Origin of the sequence: Microbacterium lacus (genome assembly GCF_039531105.1) — a bacterium.
GTDB lineage: Bacteria > Actinomycetota > Actinomycetes > Actinomycetales > Microbacteriaceae > Microbacterium > Microbacterium lacus.
Genome location: NZ_BAAAPK010000001.1, coordinates 947,672 through 962,295 on the forward strand (window position 1 = coordinate 947,672; position 14,624 = coordinate 962,295).

The 14,624-nt window shown below is 71.4% G+C and carries 11 protein-coding genes and 1 pseudogene; 6 read left to right on the forward strand and 6 right to left on the reverse strand.

Annotated features, from left to right (window positions below; all coding sequences use genetic code 11):
- Window positions 1-2 precede the first annotated feature (2 nt).
- The 3 genes and pseudogenes from ABD197_RS04475 to ABD197_RS04485 all read right to left on the reverse strand — a co-directional run bounded on the left by ABD197_RS04475 (window position 3) and on the right by ABD197_RS04485 (window position 3,833).
- Window positions 3-1,372 (reverse strand): annotated as a pseudogene (locus ABD197_RS04475) (aspartate ammonia-lyase).
- On the reverse strand, window positions 1,369-2,775 hold the full coding sequence (locus ABD197_RS04480; RefSeq protein WP_344052008.1) for an aldehyde dehydrogenase family protein: 1,407 nt from the start codon (window positions 2,773-2,775) through the stop codon (window positions 1,369-1,371). The pseudogene ABD197_RS04475 and the gene ABD197_RS04480 overlap by 4 nt, the downstream one beginning before the upstream one ends.
- Window positions 2,772-3,833, reverse strand: coding sequence for a homoserine dehydrogenase (locus ABD197_RS04485; protein WP_344052010.1), 1,062 nt, complete (start codon window positions 3,831-3,833; stop codon window positions 2,772-2,774). The genes ABD197_RS04480 and ABD197_RS04485 overlap by 4 nt, the downstream gene beginning before the upstream one ends.
- Before the next feature lie 324 nt (window positions 3,834-4,157).
- Here ABD197_RS04485 and ABD197_RS04490 point away from each other — a divergent pair, with 324 nt between their 5' ends.
- From ABD197_RS04490 to ABD197_RS04500, 3 genes are read left to right on the forward strand one after another with little or no spacing between them, the layout of a single operon-like run.
- Window positions 4,158-5,657, forward strand: a complete 1,500-nt coding sequence (locus ABD197_RS04490; RefSeq protein WP_344055793.1) for an amino acid permease — start codon at window positions 4,158-4,160, stop codon at window positions 5,655-5,657.
- Entirely contained in the window at window positions 5,654-6,790 is a 1,137-nt protein-coding gene (alr, locus tag ABD197_RS04495; protein WP_344052012.1) for an alanine racemase, read from the forward strand. The genes ABD197_RS04490 and alr overlap by 4 nt, the downstream gene beginning before the upstream one ends.
- A 14-nt stretch (window positions 6,791-6,804) precedes the next feature.
- Window positions 6,805-7,545, forward strand: a complete 741-nt coding sequence (locus tag ABD197_RS04500; RefSeq protein ID WP_344052015.1) for an IclR family transcriptional regulator domain-containing protein — start codon at window positions 6,805-6,807, stop codon at window positions 7,543-7,545.
- Between the two features lie 5 nt (window positions 7,546-7,550).
- On the opposite strand, the gene ABD197_RS04505 is transcribed toward ABD197_RS04500, so the two are convergent.
- The gene (locus tag ABD197_RS04505) at window positions 7,551-8,342 is read right to left on the reverse strand and encodes an IclR family transcriptional regulator (RefSeq protein ID WP_344052016.1); all 792 of its coding nucleotides are present in this window, start codon (window positions 8,340-8,342) and stop codon (window positions 7,551-7,553) included.
- 32 nt (window positions 8,343-8,374) lie between these two features.
- Window positions 8,375-10,045 carry an alpha-keto acid decarboxylase family protein gene (locus tag ABD197_RS04510; protein ID WP_344052018.1) on the reverse strand — a complete coding sequence of 557 codons (1,671 nt, stop codon included), beginning with the start codon at window positions 10,043-10,045 and terminating at the stop codon, window positions 8,375-8,377.
- Window positions 10,046-10,232: 187 nt separating this feature from the next.
- Here ABD197_RS04510 and ABD197_RS04515 point away from each other — a divergent pair, with 187 nt between their 5' ends.
- The 3 genes from ABD197_RS04515 (at window position 10,233) to ABD197_RS04525 (ending at window position 12,682) form a co-directional block, all read left to right on the forward strand.
- The gene (locus ABD197_RS04515) at window positions 10,233-10,817 is read left to right on the forward strand and encodes a GNAT family N-acetyltransferase (RefSeq protein WP_344052021.1); all 585 of its coding nucleotides are present in this window, start codon (window positions 10,233-10,235) and stop codon (window positions 10,815-10,817) included.
- 46 nt (window positions 10,818-10,863) lie between these two features.
- The gene (locus tag ABD197_RS04520) at window positions 10,864-11,136 is read left to right on the forward strand and encodes a hypothetical protein (RefSeq protein WP_344052023.1); all 273 of its coding nucleotides are present in this window, start codon (window positions 10,864-10,866) and stop codon (window positions 11,134-11,136) included.
- A 70-nt stretch (window positions 11,137-11,206) separates the two neighbouring features.
- Window positions 11,207-12,682, forward strand: a complete 1,476-nt coding sequence (locus ABD197_RS04525) for a protein adenylyltransferase SelO (RefSeq protein ID WP_344052025.1) — start codon at window positions 11,207-11,209, stop codon at window positions 12,680-12,682.
- An 18-nt stretch (window positions 12,683-12,700) separates the two neighbouring features.
- Here the strand turns inward: ABD197_RS04525 and ABD197_RS04530 are convergent, their stop codons facing one another.
- Window positions 12,701-14,623: an FAD/NAD(P)-binding protein gene (locus ABD197_RS04530; RefSeq protein WP_344052027.1), complete on the reverse strand. Its 1,923-nt coding sequence runs from the start codon at window positions 14,621-14,623 to the stop codon at window positions 12,701-12,703.
- Window position 14,624: the final 1 nt, after the last annotated feature.

The window sequence follows — 14,624 nt, forward strand, 5'->3', positions numbered from 1 at the left end:
TCTCATCCGACGAGCAGCTCCGCCGCTTCGGCCCGGGTCATTCCCGAGACCGCGGCGACGGCATCCGCGATCGGCGTGCCCGTGCGCAGGGCGCGATGCGCGGCGGCAGCGGCCGCTTCGTAGCCGATCGTGGGCACGAGCGCGGTGACCGTGCCGACGGAAACGGCGACGCGGTCGGCCAGGATCCGCTCGTCGGCGGTGATGCCCTCCACGCACAGCTCGCGCAGCACCCGTACTCCGTTCGTGAGCCATGCCAGCGCCTGCAGCAGGGAGTGCGCGATGATCGGCTCGAACGCGTTCAGCTGCAGCTGGCCGCCCTCGGCAGCGACGGCGACCGTCAGGTCAGCGCCCATCACCGCGAACGCGATCTGGTTGACGACCTCAGGGATCACCGGGTTGACCTTGCCCGGCATGATCGAGGAGCCGGCCTGTCGCGGCGGGAGCCGGAGTTCGCCGAACCCCGCCTGTGGTCCGCTTGCGAGCAGCCGCAGGTCGTTGCAGATCTTCGACAGCTTCACGGCGGTGCGCCGGAGCGCGCCGGAGGCGTGGAGGAAGCCGCCCGCATCCCACGAGGCCTCGAACAGGTGGTGCGCAGGCACGACGGGCAGGCCGGTGATCTCGCGCAGGTGGGCGAGGACGGCCTCGCGGTATCCGGCCGGCGCGGTGACGCCCGTGCCGATCGCCGTCCCGCCGAGGCTGCACTCCAGCAGCAGCGGCACCGCTTCGCCCAGGCGTGCGACGTCTTCGCGGATCGCGACGGCGAATGCGCCCAGTTCGTCCCCGACGGTCATCGGGACGGCATCCTGCAGCTGCGTCCGCCCGATCTTGCGGACCGTGCGATGCGCCGCACCGCGTTCGTCGAACGCGTCGGCCAGGGTCGCGAGCTCGTCGACGAGGCCGCTCAGCCCCGTCACGACCGCGAGCCGGATCGCCGTCGGATAGACGTCGTTCGTGGACTGGCTGCCGTTGACGTCATCGATCGGGTGCACGATGTCGTAGCGGCCGAACCCTGTCCCGAGCGCTTCGAGCGCGGCGTTGGCGATCACTTCGTTCGCGTTCATGTTGCTGCTCGTGCCCGCTCCGCCCTGCACGACGTCGACGCAGAACTGCTCGTGCAGCTCGCCCGCGCGGATGCGACGGCAGGCCGTGACGATCGCGTCCCTGCGGGCCGGCGGGAGGAGGCCCAGGTCGCCGTTCGCCCGCGCCGCGGCCTCCTTCACCGCGGCGAGGGCGTTCACGAGCGCGGGATGGGCCGAGAGCATCGTCCCGCTGATCGGGAAGTCTCCCGCGCCCGCAGCGTGTGGATGCCCCAGTATGCGTCGGCGGGCACCTCGCGCTCGCCGAGCGAGTCCCGCTCGATGCGCACGGTCATGCGTTGATGCAGATGACCTTGGGCTGGGTCATCTCCTCGAATGCGAACCGCACGCCCTCGCGGCCCATGCTGCCGTACTTGGAACCGCCGAACGGCATGCTGTCGATGCGGTAGTCGGAGGAGTCGTTGATCATGACGCCTCCGCCGTCCAGTCGCTCGGCGACCCGCAGCGCGCGCGAGAGATCGGACGTGAAGGTCGCTGCGTGAAGGGCGTACTCCACGTCGTTCGCCTGCGCGATCGCCTCGTCCTCGGTGTCGAACGGAGTGAGGACGACCACCGGTGCGAACGCCTCGTCGGCCCACAGCTCGCACGAGAGCGACACGTTCTCGACCACCGTCGGCCAGTAGACGGACCCCTCGCGGCGGTGTCCGACCAGCACGCGGCCGCCTGCGGCGACGGCGTCCTGGACGCGACGTTCCGCGTTGCGAGCCGATCTCTCCGTGATCATCGGGCCGACGTCGGTCGCCTCGTCCGTCGGGTCGCCGGCGATCAGAGCCTCGGTGCCGGCCACCATGCCGTCGCGAAAGGAGTCGTACACGCGCCGCTGCACCAGGATGCGCTGCGCGCCGACGCAGTTCTGCCCCGCCGCCCAGAATGCGCCGGACACGCAGGCCTGCACGGCCGCATCGATGTCGGCGTCCTCGAACACGACGACGGGCGCGTTGCCGCCGAGCTCCATCGCCAGACGCTTCAGGCCCGCCGACCGGGCGATCGCCTCGCCGGTCACGAAGCCTCCGGTGAACGACACCAACCGCACGTCGCGCGCGGCGACGAGGGCCTGGGCGAGGTGCCGGTCGCCGTGCACGACGGTGACGATCTCGTCCGGCAGCCCCGCTTCGATCAGCAGATCCACGAGGAAGTGCGCGGTGAGAGGCGTCTCCTGCGACGGCTTGAGGATGACGGCATTCCCACCCGCGATCGCGGGTCCGATCTTGTGCGCCACGAGGTTCAGCGCGTCATTGAACGGGGTGATCGCGACGACGATGCCGAGCGGTTCCCGCGTGAACCATCCGCGACGGTTCTCGGACCCCTCGAACGCGTCGAAGGGGATGACCTCTCCGGTCTGCGATCGCGCGGCCTCGGCCGAGAGGGAGAGAGTGGTCGTCGCACGCCGCACCTCCTTGCGCGCCTGCCGGATCGTCTTGCCCGCTTCACGGACGATGAGTGCCGCAGCGAGGTCCGCACGCTCGTGCAGGAGCCCGGCGGCGCGCTCGAGGACGTCGTGGCGGCTGAACCGCGACATTCCGCGCGCGATGCGCTCACCGATGCGTGCGCGATCGAGGATGCCGTCCGCCTGGTCGGCGTGACTCTGGGTGACGCGACCGATCTCGCTGCCGTCGTACGGGTTGCGCACGATCACGTCCTCGGTCGCCTGGATGCGCACCATTGCCGGGGCGCTCATCGTCCGACCGCCACGGCCTCGTCGGCCGCGCGGGCGGCGTTGATCGCGATGATGTCCGACAGCAGGGCGAACGCGGTCTCGACCCGGCCCGCACCGGGCCCGGAAACCGTGACGGTGCCGAGCATGTCAGTGTCGAAGGACACCGCGTTCGTCGGCCCGCTGACACCTGCGAGGGGATCGCCGACCGGCAGGGCAACCGGCTCCACCCCGGCGGTCACGCCGCCGGCCGCATTGCGGAACGCCGAGCCCACGAGCTTCCAGCGCTTGCCCTCCGCCGCTGCCTGGACGATGTCGGCGGCGGTCACCTCCGAGATCCCGCGGCGCTGAACGTCCGCGGTCGTGAGGTTCGCTCCGAGCAGCTCGTTCGCGAGGATCACGACCTTCAGCTGCACGTCGGACCCTTCGATGTCGGCAGTGGGGTCGGCTTCGGCGTAGCCGAGTGCCTGCGCTTCGGCGACGGCGTCCTCGAGCGTCATTCCGAGCTCCATCTGTCCCAGCACGTAGTTGCTCGTGCCGTTGAGGATGCCGCGCACGGCGTTGATCTGCAGTCCCGCGAGGGTCTTCTCCGCCAGACGCAGCACCGGGGTGCCGCTGACGACGGCGCCCTCGTACGCGAAAGTCACGCCGTTCTCGGCGGCGATGCGATTCAGTTCGGTCCCCGCGAGGGCCACCGGCCCCTTGTTCGTCGTCGTGACGGACTTCCCCGACTCCAGTGCGGCGCGCACGTGCGAGACGGCCGGTTCGCCGTCGATCGGGTTGGTGAAGGTCGCCTCGACCACGATGTCGGCGGTGGTGTTGCGGATCACGTAGTCGTTCTGCGGTGCGGCGGTGCCGCCGTGCTTTCCGGCGAACGTCTCGCCCGCGGGCATCCGCAGGACCGCGTCGAGGTCGATCCCGTCCGCGACCATGAGCGAGCCCAGGCGCAGGTCGGTGATCGCGACCACGCGCAGCTCGAAGCCGAGCTCGTGCGTCAGCTCCTCGCCGCGGTCGCGGATGGTCTCGGCCAGCGCGCGGGCCACGCCGCCGAAGCCGATGAGGGCGATGTCGTGTCGGTTCATGAGGACTCCTCGGAAGGGGAAGGGACGGTCGAGCTCCAGCATCCGGGCGGGCCGTGTCGGTGCGCGCCTGCCGGATCGTCGGCGCGCACTGACGATGTGTCGGTGGAGAGGCAGATCGCCCGTTTCCGGGTGGAGACCGGAGGATCGTGCTTTCCGACTTGTGGTCGCCGTGAGTCGCGAGTAACGTCCGTGAAACATTTACCGTGCTAAATGAACACACTGCCGTGTTTATCCCACACGTCAGCGGTGCATCACCACCCGACCGAACGAAGGCGCGAGACCGCAATGACCTCTTCTCCTCGCAGCACTGAGCTGCCCAACGCCATGCCGCACACCACGGCGACGCAAGTGCCCCTGCGTCGCCTGCAGCGAACGATGGACGCACGCCACCTCGTCATGATCGCGCTCGGCGGCGTGATCGGATCCGGGCTGTTCCTCAGCTCCGGGTACACGATCGGTGTCGCGGGACCCCTCGGTGCCGTGATCGCCTACCTCGTGGGCGCCTTCGTCGTCTGGCTCGTGATGGCGTGTCTCGGGGAGCTCGCCCTCGCCTATCCGGTCTCGGGCGCGTTCCACGTCTACGCGGCGCGGTCGATCAACCCCGCGACGGGCTTCACCACCGCGTGGCTGTACTGGCTGTGCTGGGTGGTCGCGCTCGGCTCGGAGTTCACGGCGGCCGGCATCCTGATGCAGCGCTGGTTCCCCTCCGTCGCCGTCTGGGTGTGGTGCCTCGTGTTCGCCGGCATCCTGTTCCTCCTCAATGCGATCTCGGCGCGGGTCTTCGGTGAGACGGAGTTCTGGTTCTCCCTCATCAAGGTCGTCGCGATCGTCGCGCTCATCGTCCTCGGCGGCATGGCGATCTTCGGGTTCACTCCGCTGTCCGCCGAGCACCCGGCCGCCGTGCTGTTCAGCAACTTCCAGACGCCGGAGGGCCTCTTCCCGAACGGCGCCATGGGCGTGCTCGTCACCTCGCTCGCCGTGTTCTATGCCTTCAGCGGCTCCGAGCTCATCGGGGTCGCCGCTGGCGAGACGAAGGATCCCGCCAAGAACATCCCCCGCGCGCTGCGCTCGACCGTGCTGCGCCTCCTCATCCTCTTCGTCGGATCGATCACCGTCATCGCCGCGCTCCTGCCCTACGACCAGGCCGGCGTCACCTCGAGCCCGTTCGTGGACGTCTTCGAATACGTGGGCGTGCCGTACGCGGCCGACATCATGAACTTCGTGATCATCACGGCACTGCTCTCGGCCGGCAACAGCGGACTCTTCTCCTGCGCCCGCATGCTGTTCTCGCTCGCCGAAGAGGGCCACGCGCCGAAGGCCCTCGGTCGGCTCACCCGGCGCGGCATCCCGATCGTGGCCCTCAGCGTCTCGATCTTCGTGGGACTCGCGTCGCTCCTGTCCAGCGTGATCGCCGCCGAGACCGTCTACCTCGTGCTCGTCTCGATCGCGGGCTTCGCGGTCGTGGCGGTGTGGATGTCGATCGTCGCGTCGCTGTACTTCCACCGTCGCCGCTTCGTGCGCGAAGGCGGTGACGTCTCGGCGCTGCCCTACCGGACGCCGCTGTTCCCGTTCGTGCCCATCCTGGCCTTCGTCCTCTTGTCGATCTCGATCATCGCGATCGCGTTCGACCCGAACCAGGTCGCCGCCCTGTACTTCGGCATCCCCTTCGTCGGACTCTGCTACTTCTACTTCTGGCTGCGGTACGGACGTCGCGGGGCGAAGGAGGTCTCGGTGCTCGCAGGCGAGGCACCGGTCGACCCGGAGGAAGATCCCGCCGTCGAAGCGCCGACCCCGATCGACGACGCCGCCGCACCGCGCCGATGACCACCGCTGCGGGGTGGGTCGAGATCGACACGGGCGCGATCGCGCACAACCTCGATCTCGTCAGGACCCACCTCGGAGAAGGCGTCGCGCTCTGCGCCGTCCTGAAGGCGGACGCTTACGGGCACGGTGTCGATCTCGTCGCCCCCGTGCTCGTCGCCCGCCGGGTGGAGCGCCTCGGCATCACGGGCAACGTCGAGGCCCGCGCCGTCCGTGACGCGGGCTTCACCGGCCGCCTCCTGCGACTGCGCCCGGCGCTCGCCGACGAGATCCTGGACGGCGCCGCGTACGACATCGAGGAGTGGCTGGGTGGCCGCGAGCACGCGGAGGCGGTGACGGATGCCGCGTCCCGTCTCGGCAGACCGGTCCGGGTGCACGTCTCCCTCAACTCCACGGGTCTCAGCCGCGACGGCATCCCTGTCGACACCGGCGTCGGGCGGGCGACGATCGCGTCGCTCGCGGGCAGGACTGGGCTGGACATCGTGGGTGTCGCGGCCCATTTCCCGCGCGAGGATGCGGTGGACGTCGAGCGCGGGGCCGCTGTGTTCGGCAGGGAGTCCGCCGTCGCGATCGAGCTGCTGGGCAACCGGCGGCTCGACCGCCACTGCGCCACGACGTACGCGGCGCTGAGCGTGCCGGCATCCCGCTTCGACATGGTGCGCATCGGTGCGGCGCTCTACGGCGACTCCCCGCTGCTCGACGGAGCGCTGAGGCCGGCGATGCGGGTGCTGTCCCGGGTCGCTGCGCTCAACGACTACGCCGCGGGCGGCACGGCCGGGTACGACCGCGCGTACACGCTGCAGCGCGACGCCCGTCTCGCCGTCATCCCTGTCGGGTACGCCGACGGCTACCACCGCGCGCTCGGGCAGCGGGCCGAGGTGCTGATCGGAGGGCGCCGGGCCCCGGTGGTGGATCGCCTCGCGATGAACACCCTGCTGGTCGACGTCAGCGACCTGCCGCGCACCCGGGTCGGCGACGAGGTGGTGTTGTACGGCACACAGGGCGGCGATGCGATCACGTCCGCGGACATCGAGCGTGTGAGCGGGCAGATCGCCGCGGACCTGTACACCGCATGGGGGCGGCTCCTGCCGCGGCGTGCGGTCGAGGTGACCGTGCGGACGGCGTCGATAGGCTGAGACGGGAGGTGCGCATGGACGGCCCGTCATCGCTGGCGCAGGGGCTGACACTCCTCGGTGCGGTCGTGGACCGCGAGCGCTCCGGGCGCCCGGGGCACAACGCGTCCCGACTCGCCGAGATCACCGGCATGGAGCGGAGCCGGGTGTCGCGGCTCACTCAGGAGCTGCGTGCCATGGACTTCCTCGGGCGCGGCGAGGGATCCGCCTTCGCGGTCGGGCCGGCGTTCTTCCGCACCGCCGGTGCACTCAACGCCCCGTGGCTGCGCGTCGCCCGGCGCGAGCTGCGGCTCCTCGCCGCCCGCTTCTCGATGACCGCCCGCATCACCGCCTGCGACGGACCTCAGGCGCTGCTCCTGCGGTTCGAATCGGGTGCCGCCGCGGTCGACCCGTCCATCCGCGCGGGTATGGTCAGCCCGGTGTGGAGCACCGGCGCGGGCCGCGCGCTGCTCCTGGACCACGATCGCGCCGCGCTGACGGGGCTCCTCGAAGGCGTGCAGTTCGTCGGGGTCGGTGGGCCGGCGGCCGCGCGGAGTGTGGACGAGGTCGCTGCGCTCGTGGACCGCGATCGCGGGCAGGGAATCGTGCGCGCCGTCGACGAGTACGTCGCCGGCATCACCGAACATGCCGTGCCGATCCGTGTCGAGGGCACGATCATCGCCTCGATCTCGGCCGAAGGTCCACCGGTCACGGTGTCTGTGGCCGGGCAGCTGCAGCGCGCGCTGATCGCCGCAGCCGCGCGACTCGGGTCGGAGTGACCCGCTCAGCGCACGTCGGGCGCGCCGAGGAGCGTGGACAGCCGATCGGCCGCGATCCGGCAGCGGCCACCGACCTCGGTGGCGCGGTCGACGAGCGCCCGGCGCTCGCCGACGACCTGCACGGCCGCGATCACCTCGCCGCGGAAGTCCCGCACCGGCGCCGACACCGAGAAGAGGCCCGCCTCGGCCTCCTCATCGACGATCGCGTATCCGCGCTCCTTCGAGTCGCGCAGGCGCTCGAGGAAGACTTCGAGCGACGCGGGGGCGTTCGGGCCGGCACCGGTGAAGCGGATGCCGGTGAACACGTCGCGGATCTCCTCGTCGTCGGCATCCCACAGCACCGCACGGCCCGCATCACTGCACCACGCAGGGTAGGCGCGGCCGATCCAGGAGCCGATCATCCGTGAGGTGGCCGGGATGCTCTCGACGACGGTCACGGTGTCTGCGCCGTGCAGCACGCCGATGAAGCAGCTCTCGCCGGTCGCGTCGGCGAGTTCGTCGAGCAGCGAGAGCCCTTCCGTGCGCAGCCGGACCGCGGTGATCTCCTGCGCCTGCGCGTACCAGGCCCACGACAGCCGGTACCCGCGGCCGCCGTCGCGTGTGAGGTAGCCGCGCCGATCGAGCGCCGCGAGGGTCCGCGAGACCTGCGAGCGGTCACGGCCGAGGTGCTCTGCCACGGCGGTCACGCTCGCGCCGTTCTGCGACGAGCTGCCGGTCAGCGCCGCGAGGGCGCCGATCACCTCGAATCCGCGGCCCATGCTGCTGAGGGCGGGCGGCATCGCCGGGGACTGCGGCATGCTTCGAGCCTAGCCGGGCGTCGCACCGCGGCTCAGTCCCGAGGCCGGTTGGCCGCAGCGGCGGCGGTGGCCAGCGAGCGGAGGACGGGCGGCACGTCTTCGGGTGGGACGACCGCCTGAATGAGCGTGAGCCCGTCGAACGCGCGTGCGTCGGCGAGTGCTCGGCGCAGCGCGCCGGCCGTGTCGACCCGCACCCCGGCGCCGCGCCCGGACGGTCCCATCGCCGCCACGAGTGCCGCCCAGTCCCAGCCGGCGATGTCGTTGTACTCCTCGCGCAGGCCGTGGATCACCCGCTCGACCGTGTACCCGCTGTTGTCGACGAGCACGATGATCGCCGGGACCCGGTGGCGGAGCAGGGTGCCGAGCTCGGCGATCGTGAGCTGGGCGGCCCCGTCGCCGATCAGGAGGACCGGCTGGCGGTCCGGCTGCGCGAGGGCGGCTCCGAGCAGCGCGGGCAAGGTGAAACCGATCGATGCCCACAGCGGCTGGCCGACGAAGACGACGTCGTGGGGCAGCCGGTGATCGGCCATCCCGTAGAACGCGGTGCCCTGGTCGGCGAGCACCGTGTCGCCCGGCCGGATCGCGGCACCCACTGCGTCCCAGAGCAAGGCCTGACTCAGCGGGGCCCGGTCGGGGACGGGTGCCGGGGGAGCGGCATCCGCTCGGCTGTCGACCGCGGTGGGGAGGTCGGCGGCCCGCACCGCCGCGGTCACGGCGTCCAGGGCGTCCGCCATCGCGAGCGGAGTGAACTCCCGGTCGCCGATGCGCGCGGATTCGCCGCGGATCTCGATCGTGCGCGCGGGGTCCAGCCGTTGCGTGAAGAACCCGCTCGTGAGATCGGTGAACTGCACGCCGGCCATGACCAGAAGGTCGGCATCCTCGATCGCCGCGCGGACGGCCGGATCGCTCGATGCGCCCAGATACGAGCCCAGGTACGCGGGGCTGGACTCGTCGACCACGCGCCGGCCCCACAGGAGCGTCGCGTGCGGGATCCGCTGCTCCAACAGCGCGTGCAGGTGCGCCTCCGCGCCCACCCGGTTCACGAGGATGTCGGCCAGAACCGCGACGGATGCCGCGCGCCCCGCGAGCCCGGACACCACCTCGGTGAACTCGGTCAGCGCGGCGAGGTCGGTGATCGGGTCCCGTTCGGGCAACGGACCTGCTGCGGGGGCGATCGGCGTCTCGGCGACGTCGGCCGGCAGCATCAGGTACACCGGCAGGCGGCGGTCTCGTGCGACGCGAAGCACCCGGTCGATCTCAGCGGCGGCGTTCTCGGCGGTCAGGACCGCCTGTGCGGCGGTGACCTCCGCGCTCATCCGGGCGAAGTGTCCGAAGTCGCCGTCGCCCAGGGAATGGTGGGTGGCCCGGCCGGCGGCCTGTGTCGCGAGGGTCGGCGCGCCGGCGATGTGCACGACCGGGACGTGCTCGGCGGAGCTTCCGGCGACGGCATTGATCGCCGACAGCTCCCCGACGCCGAACGTCGTGCTGAGCGCGCCGAGTCCGTTCAGTCGCGCATAGCCGTCCGCGGCGTAGCCCGCACCCAGCTCGTTCGCGCAGCCGACCCATTCGATGAGCGGATGCCGCTCGACGTGGTCCAGGAACGCGAGCGTGAAATCGCCCGGCACCCCGAACAGGTGGCGGACGCCGAGGGAGGCGAGCCGGTCGAGGAGGTGATCGGCGACGGTGTACGGGGCTTCAGTCACGGTGTCAGTGAAGCAGATCGGGCGCGGTGCGCGGGCTGTCGTGCGCACAACTCCTGCTCTCCGTGTGCTGCAGCTCTCGTCCGCCGCGACATCCCGCGGCCCGTGGGCGTGCCCCCCGCACGAAAGCAGGAGTTGTGCACACCGGTCGGACGCGATGGGATGGATCGAGGCGGCGGAAGGGGCCGGCATGGGCGGGACGCACGTGATCAGGGCGCTGACACCCGAGACGTTTCCGGCCTGGCTCGCGCTCGCCGAGAAGCACAACGGCGTGTGGGGCGGGTGCTACTGCTCCTACTTCCACGGCGACACCGCGCACACGGTGAAGGACGACCACGACGGGGCGACCTTCAAGAAGCGCCTCGTCGACGAGGGCGTCGCCCACGCGGCGCTCGTGTTCGACGGGGATCAGGCGATCGCGTGGTGCGAGTACGGCAGCCCCGAGGAGCTGCCCGGCATCTACCACCGCAAGCAGTACGACGCGGGTGAGGAGAATCCGGCGCCGTGGCGGATCACGTGCTTCTTCGTCGACCGGGATCACCGCCGCTCCGGCGTCGCCCGTGAGGCGCTCGACGGCGCCCTCGATCTGATCGCGCAAGCGGGTGGCGGGGAGGTCGTGTCGTTCCCGAACGAGCTCGTGCCGGGCAAGCGCACGTCGTCCTCCTTCCTGCACAACGGCACGCGGGCGATGTTCGAGAAAGCCGGCTTCACGTTCGAACGGCATATCGGCAAGAGCAAGACCGTCATGCGGATCACGGTGCCACCGGCCGACTGAAGCGCGGCCGTAGACTGCATCGACACCGCACGGATGGGGAGTGGACATGAGCGTCGAGTGGCACCGCAAGCACCTCGGAGACGGGGTTCCCGAGCAGGCGCCCGGCGAGGAGACGATCCTCGGTGCGGCCGGCGACGAAGTGCCGCCCGGCGGCCGCGTCGCGGGCTCGTTCGACCAGGAGTTCCCCGGCGCCGATCCCTACGCGGGCATCCCTGCCGACGAGATCGGCCTGCCGCCGCTCAGCGAAGCCGAGCAGGAAGCGGTCGCGCGCGAGGCGGACCGGCTCGCAGACGACCCGGACGCCCGCGCCGGCCTCTGAGCCGCGGCCCGTGTGTCGGGGCGAGTCGCCCTGCCCGCCCGTGCCCCTGCGGCCGACTTAGGATCCCGACATGACCTCCGTCGTGCACAGGCCCGAGCGTGCCGGCACGCGTCACCCCGTGCTCACGCACGAGTGGGCCGCGCTCCTGCCCGAACTGTCGCTGCCGTCCGTTCCCGCCCTCCCGCCCGAGCCCCGGCTCCTCGCGCTGAACGAGCCTCTCGCGCACGAGCTGAACCTGGACGTCGATGCCCTCCGCTCCGCCGACGGCATCCGCTTCCTGAGCGGTGAGCCGGGGGATGCCCGTCCGGTCGCCCAGGTCTATGCGGGGCACCAGTGGGGCCGCTTCCAGCCGATCCTCGGCGACGGCCGCGCGGCCCTGCTCGGCGAGATCCGCGACGTCGACGGCCGCCTGCGCGATGTCCACGTGAAGGGTTCCGGGCCGACGCCGATGTCGCGCGGCGACGGGTACGCCGTGATCGGCCCCATGCTGCGCGAGTACCTGATGGGCGAGGCGATGCACGCGCTCGGTGTGCCGACGACGCGTGCGCTCGCCGTCGTGGCGACCGGGGCCGTGCGGCCGATGGACGGGCTGCCCGGGGCGATCCTCGTGCGGACGGCCACGAGCCATGTCCGCTACGGCTCGTTCGAGTACGTGCGGGTGCACGGCGATCTCGGTCTGCTGCGGCGACTCGCGGACCTCGTGATCGCCCGCCACTACCCGCGCGCCGCCGGGGCCCGGCATCCATATCGCGCTCTCCTCACCGAGATCGTCGAGGCTGTCGCGCGGCTCACCGCGGATTGGATGCGCCTCGGCTTCGTGCACGGAGTGCTCAGCACGGACAACGTCCTCGTCGGCGCGGAGACGATCGACTACGGACCCTGCGCGTTCCTGGACACCTACGAACCGGACGCCTTCTTCAGCTCGATCGACGAGTTCGGGCGATACGCGCACGAGCGGCAGCCGGAGATCATGCGGTGGAACCTCGACCGGCTCGGCGAGGCTGTCGCCCCGTTGCTGCACGACGACCTCGCGGAGGCGCTGTCGATCGCGGCCGACATCGTCGCGGGATTCGGCGAGGCCTTCGCGCGTGCGCGACGGGAGGCCTTCCGGCGCAAGCTCGGTCTGGTCGGCGATGTCGACGCGGCCACGGTCGACAAACTCACGGATGCCGCGCTCGCGCTCCTGGCCGATCACGGTGTCGACTTCACCGGCTTCTGGCGCGACCTCGCGGCGGCGGCCGAGGGCGACGAGCGGGCCCTGCGCTCACGCTTCCTCGGCGAGGTCCTGGCGCTGGAGGAGTGGCTCGTCGCGTGGAAGGCACAGGGACCGGATGCCGCGGTCATCCGGGCGGTGAACCCCGTGTACATCGCGCGGAACCACATCGTCGAAGAGGTGCTGCAGGCCGCGACCGACGGCGACCTCGCCCCGTTCGACGAGCTGGTCGATCTCCTGCGCGACCCGTACACCGAGCGTCCGGACGCCCGCCGATTCGCGCTGCCCGCCCCGGACGGCACGCCGCGTCACCGGACGTTCTGCGGCACCTGACGAGCGGCGCGGCCGGTCTCAGCGGGCGACGAGCTCGCCGAGGTCGGCCCGCGCCGCGGCGATGCTCTCCGCGATCGCCCCGGCGATCCGATCGGTCTGCCGGAACGGCAGCGCGTTGGACCCCGGTCGCGTGAAGGCGCCCGCCTCGGTGAGCGAGGTGAACGGGCCGATCGCGAACAGCGTGGGGTGCGCGGCGCCGGTGGCGTCGATCACCCGGCCGTCGGCATCCACCTCGATGCGCCCGAGCGAGCCCTCGAACGACGCGTCCGCGACGCGGAACTCCCGTCCGTGGACCGCCGCGAGTTCGCGCAGTGCGCTGTTCTCGCTGACGGCGGCCCCCGAGCCGGGCAGCCACGCGTCCACGAGGGCACCGGCGACGGTCTCGCCCGGCACGCGCGGGCTCGACGCGACGAACCCGCGGCCGGTCTCCACCCGCACGGTCACGTCCGGACCCAGGAACCGCACGACGCCGGCCTCGGAGAGCGCGAGGAGCTCCTCGAGCCGGTGGGCGGGCGGACCGCTCGCGACGTAGCTGAAGAACGTGTGCCACGTGACGGGCAGGCTCTCCGCGCGCGAGCGCGCGCTCCACTTCTCCGGTGGCACGTCCGCGAGAGCGAGGAAGGACAGCAGGATCGCGAGGAAGACCGCCTGCGCGCTGCTGCGCTCCTGCGTCGTGCGGAGGGTCAGATCATCCGTGATGTGCTGGCGGATGCGGCGCTGCAGGTCATCGTCGGACGAGAACTCCTCGCCGTCGAGCGGACGGTCGAGGGTCGGGACGTCGAAGCGATCCAGCGGGTCCGGCACGACCTCCGCGACGGCGGCCCGGAGGGCCGCGGTGTCGCCGGCATGCGCGCGCAGCACGTCCTGGAACTGTTCCCACGTACCGGCGACCCGCTCGGGGTGCCCCGTGAACAGTTCGCGGTAGTGGCTCCAGACGAGCTCCTGTGCGATGAGCGGCCAGACGTCCCGCTCGAAGTCGACAGCTTCGGGGCGTGCGACGAGGGCGGCGACCGCCTCCTTCGTCACGACGTGCAGCTGCGGCGGGTCGCCCTGCAGAACGGACGAGACTTTCGAGCGGTAGGGGATGCCGCGCCGCGAGCCGATGTGCAGGCGGGGCTCGAGCCCGGAGGGTTCGTAGCGCAGCGAGCCGTCGTCATCGCGGTGGAAGCGACCGCCGCGACCTTCGCCGAGCAGCACGAGCAGGTCGACCGCCGCCAGTCCCATCCCGCGCACGATGACGTCCGCGCCGGGGGCGAGGGCGGACAGATCGGCGTCGGCGGTGAAAGCGGGGGGTACGTAGGTCAGGCGTTCGCGGGCGGCCTGGGCGATGAGCGCGGCCGTCTCGGCTGCGGGTTCGCGTCCGTTGTGGCCGACCGCGTAGACGACGACATCGGCATCGAGCTCCAGCCCGTCGACGAGGCGGACGCGGTGCCGTTCCGCTGCTGTCGCCACGCCGGCGACCGTTCCGGTCAGCCGGTGGACGCGCACGTGCCCCGGAGCCGCATCCACGACCCCGCGCCAGAACCAGTCGAGGTAGTACGACTGCAGTCGGCGCGTGGGGAAGCTCTCGCCCCGGAGCGTCGCGATCTCGGCGAGGACGGCGGGATCGTCGATCGTCACGTCCTCGAGCCCGCCGTCGCGGACGAGCTCCGCCCACGCGATGAGCGTGGGTCCCGGCCGGATGGGCCCGTCGATCGTGCAGGTGTCGTCCGTGAACACGGTGACGTCCTGCGCCATCGAATTGAGCTTGAGCAGCGGCGACTGGTCCGCGCGCCAGATGCGTCCCGCACCGGGCGGGTGCGGATCGATCAGCGTGATCTCCAGCGGCGACTGATCGGTGCGGGCGAGGAGACGCTCGAGGAGCATGACCGCGCGCGGGCCCGCGCCCACCACGACGAGGCGTGTGGTCTGCGCGGAGTCCCGGGGCGCGGCATCCGTCATC

Excerpts from the sequence above, each read along its gene's own strand:
- ABD197_RS04505 (WP_344052016.1), bottom strand. The coding sequence starts at position 8,342 with ATGCCGCAGTCCCCGGCGATGCCGCCCGCCCTCAGCAGCATGGGCCGC.
- ABD197_RS04500 (WP_344052015.1), top strand. The coding sequence starts at position 6,805 with ATGGACGGCCCGTCATCGCTGGCGCAGGGGCTGACACTCCTCGGTGCG.
- ABD197_RS04485 (WP_344052010.1), bottom strand. The coding sequence starts at position 3,833 with ATGAACCGACACGACATCGCCCTCATCGGCTTCGGCGGCGTGGCCCGC.
- alr (WP_344052012.1), top strand. The coding sequence starts at position 5,654 with ATGACCACCGCTGCGGGGTGGGTCGAGATCGACACGGGCGCGATCGCG.
- ABD197_RS04490 (WP_344055793.1), top strand. The coding sequence starts at position 4,158 with ATGCCGCACACCACGGCGACGCAAGTGCCCCTGCGTCGCCTGCAGCGA.
- ABD197_RS04480 (WP_344052008.1), bottom strand. The coding sequence starts at position 2,775 with ATGAGCGCCCCGGCAATGGTGCGCATCCAGGCGACCGAGGACGTGATC.
- ABD197_RS04525 (WP_344052025.1), top strand. The coding sequence starts at position 11,207 with ATGACCTCCGTCGTGCACAGGCCCGAGCGTGCCGGCACGCGTCACCCC.
- ABD197_RS04520 (WP_344052023.1), top strand. The coding sequence starts at position 10,864 with ATGAGCGTCGAGTGGCACCGCAAGCACCTCGGAGACGGGGTTCCCGAG.
- ABD197_RS04515 (WP_344052021.1), top strand. The coding sequence starts at position 10,233 with ATGGGCGGGACGCACGTGATCAGGGCGCTGACACCCGAGACGTTTCCG.
- ABD197_RS04530 (WP_344052027.1), bottom strand. The coding sequence starts at position 14,623 with ATGACGGATGCCGCGCCCCGGGACTCCGCGCAGACCACACGCCTCGTC.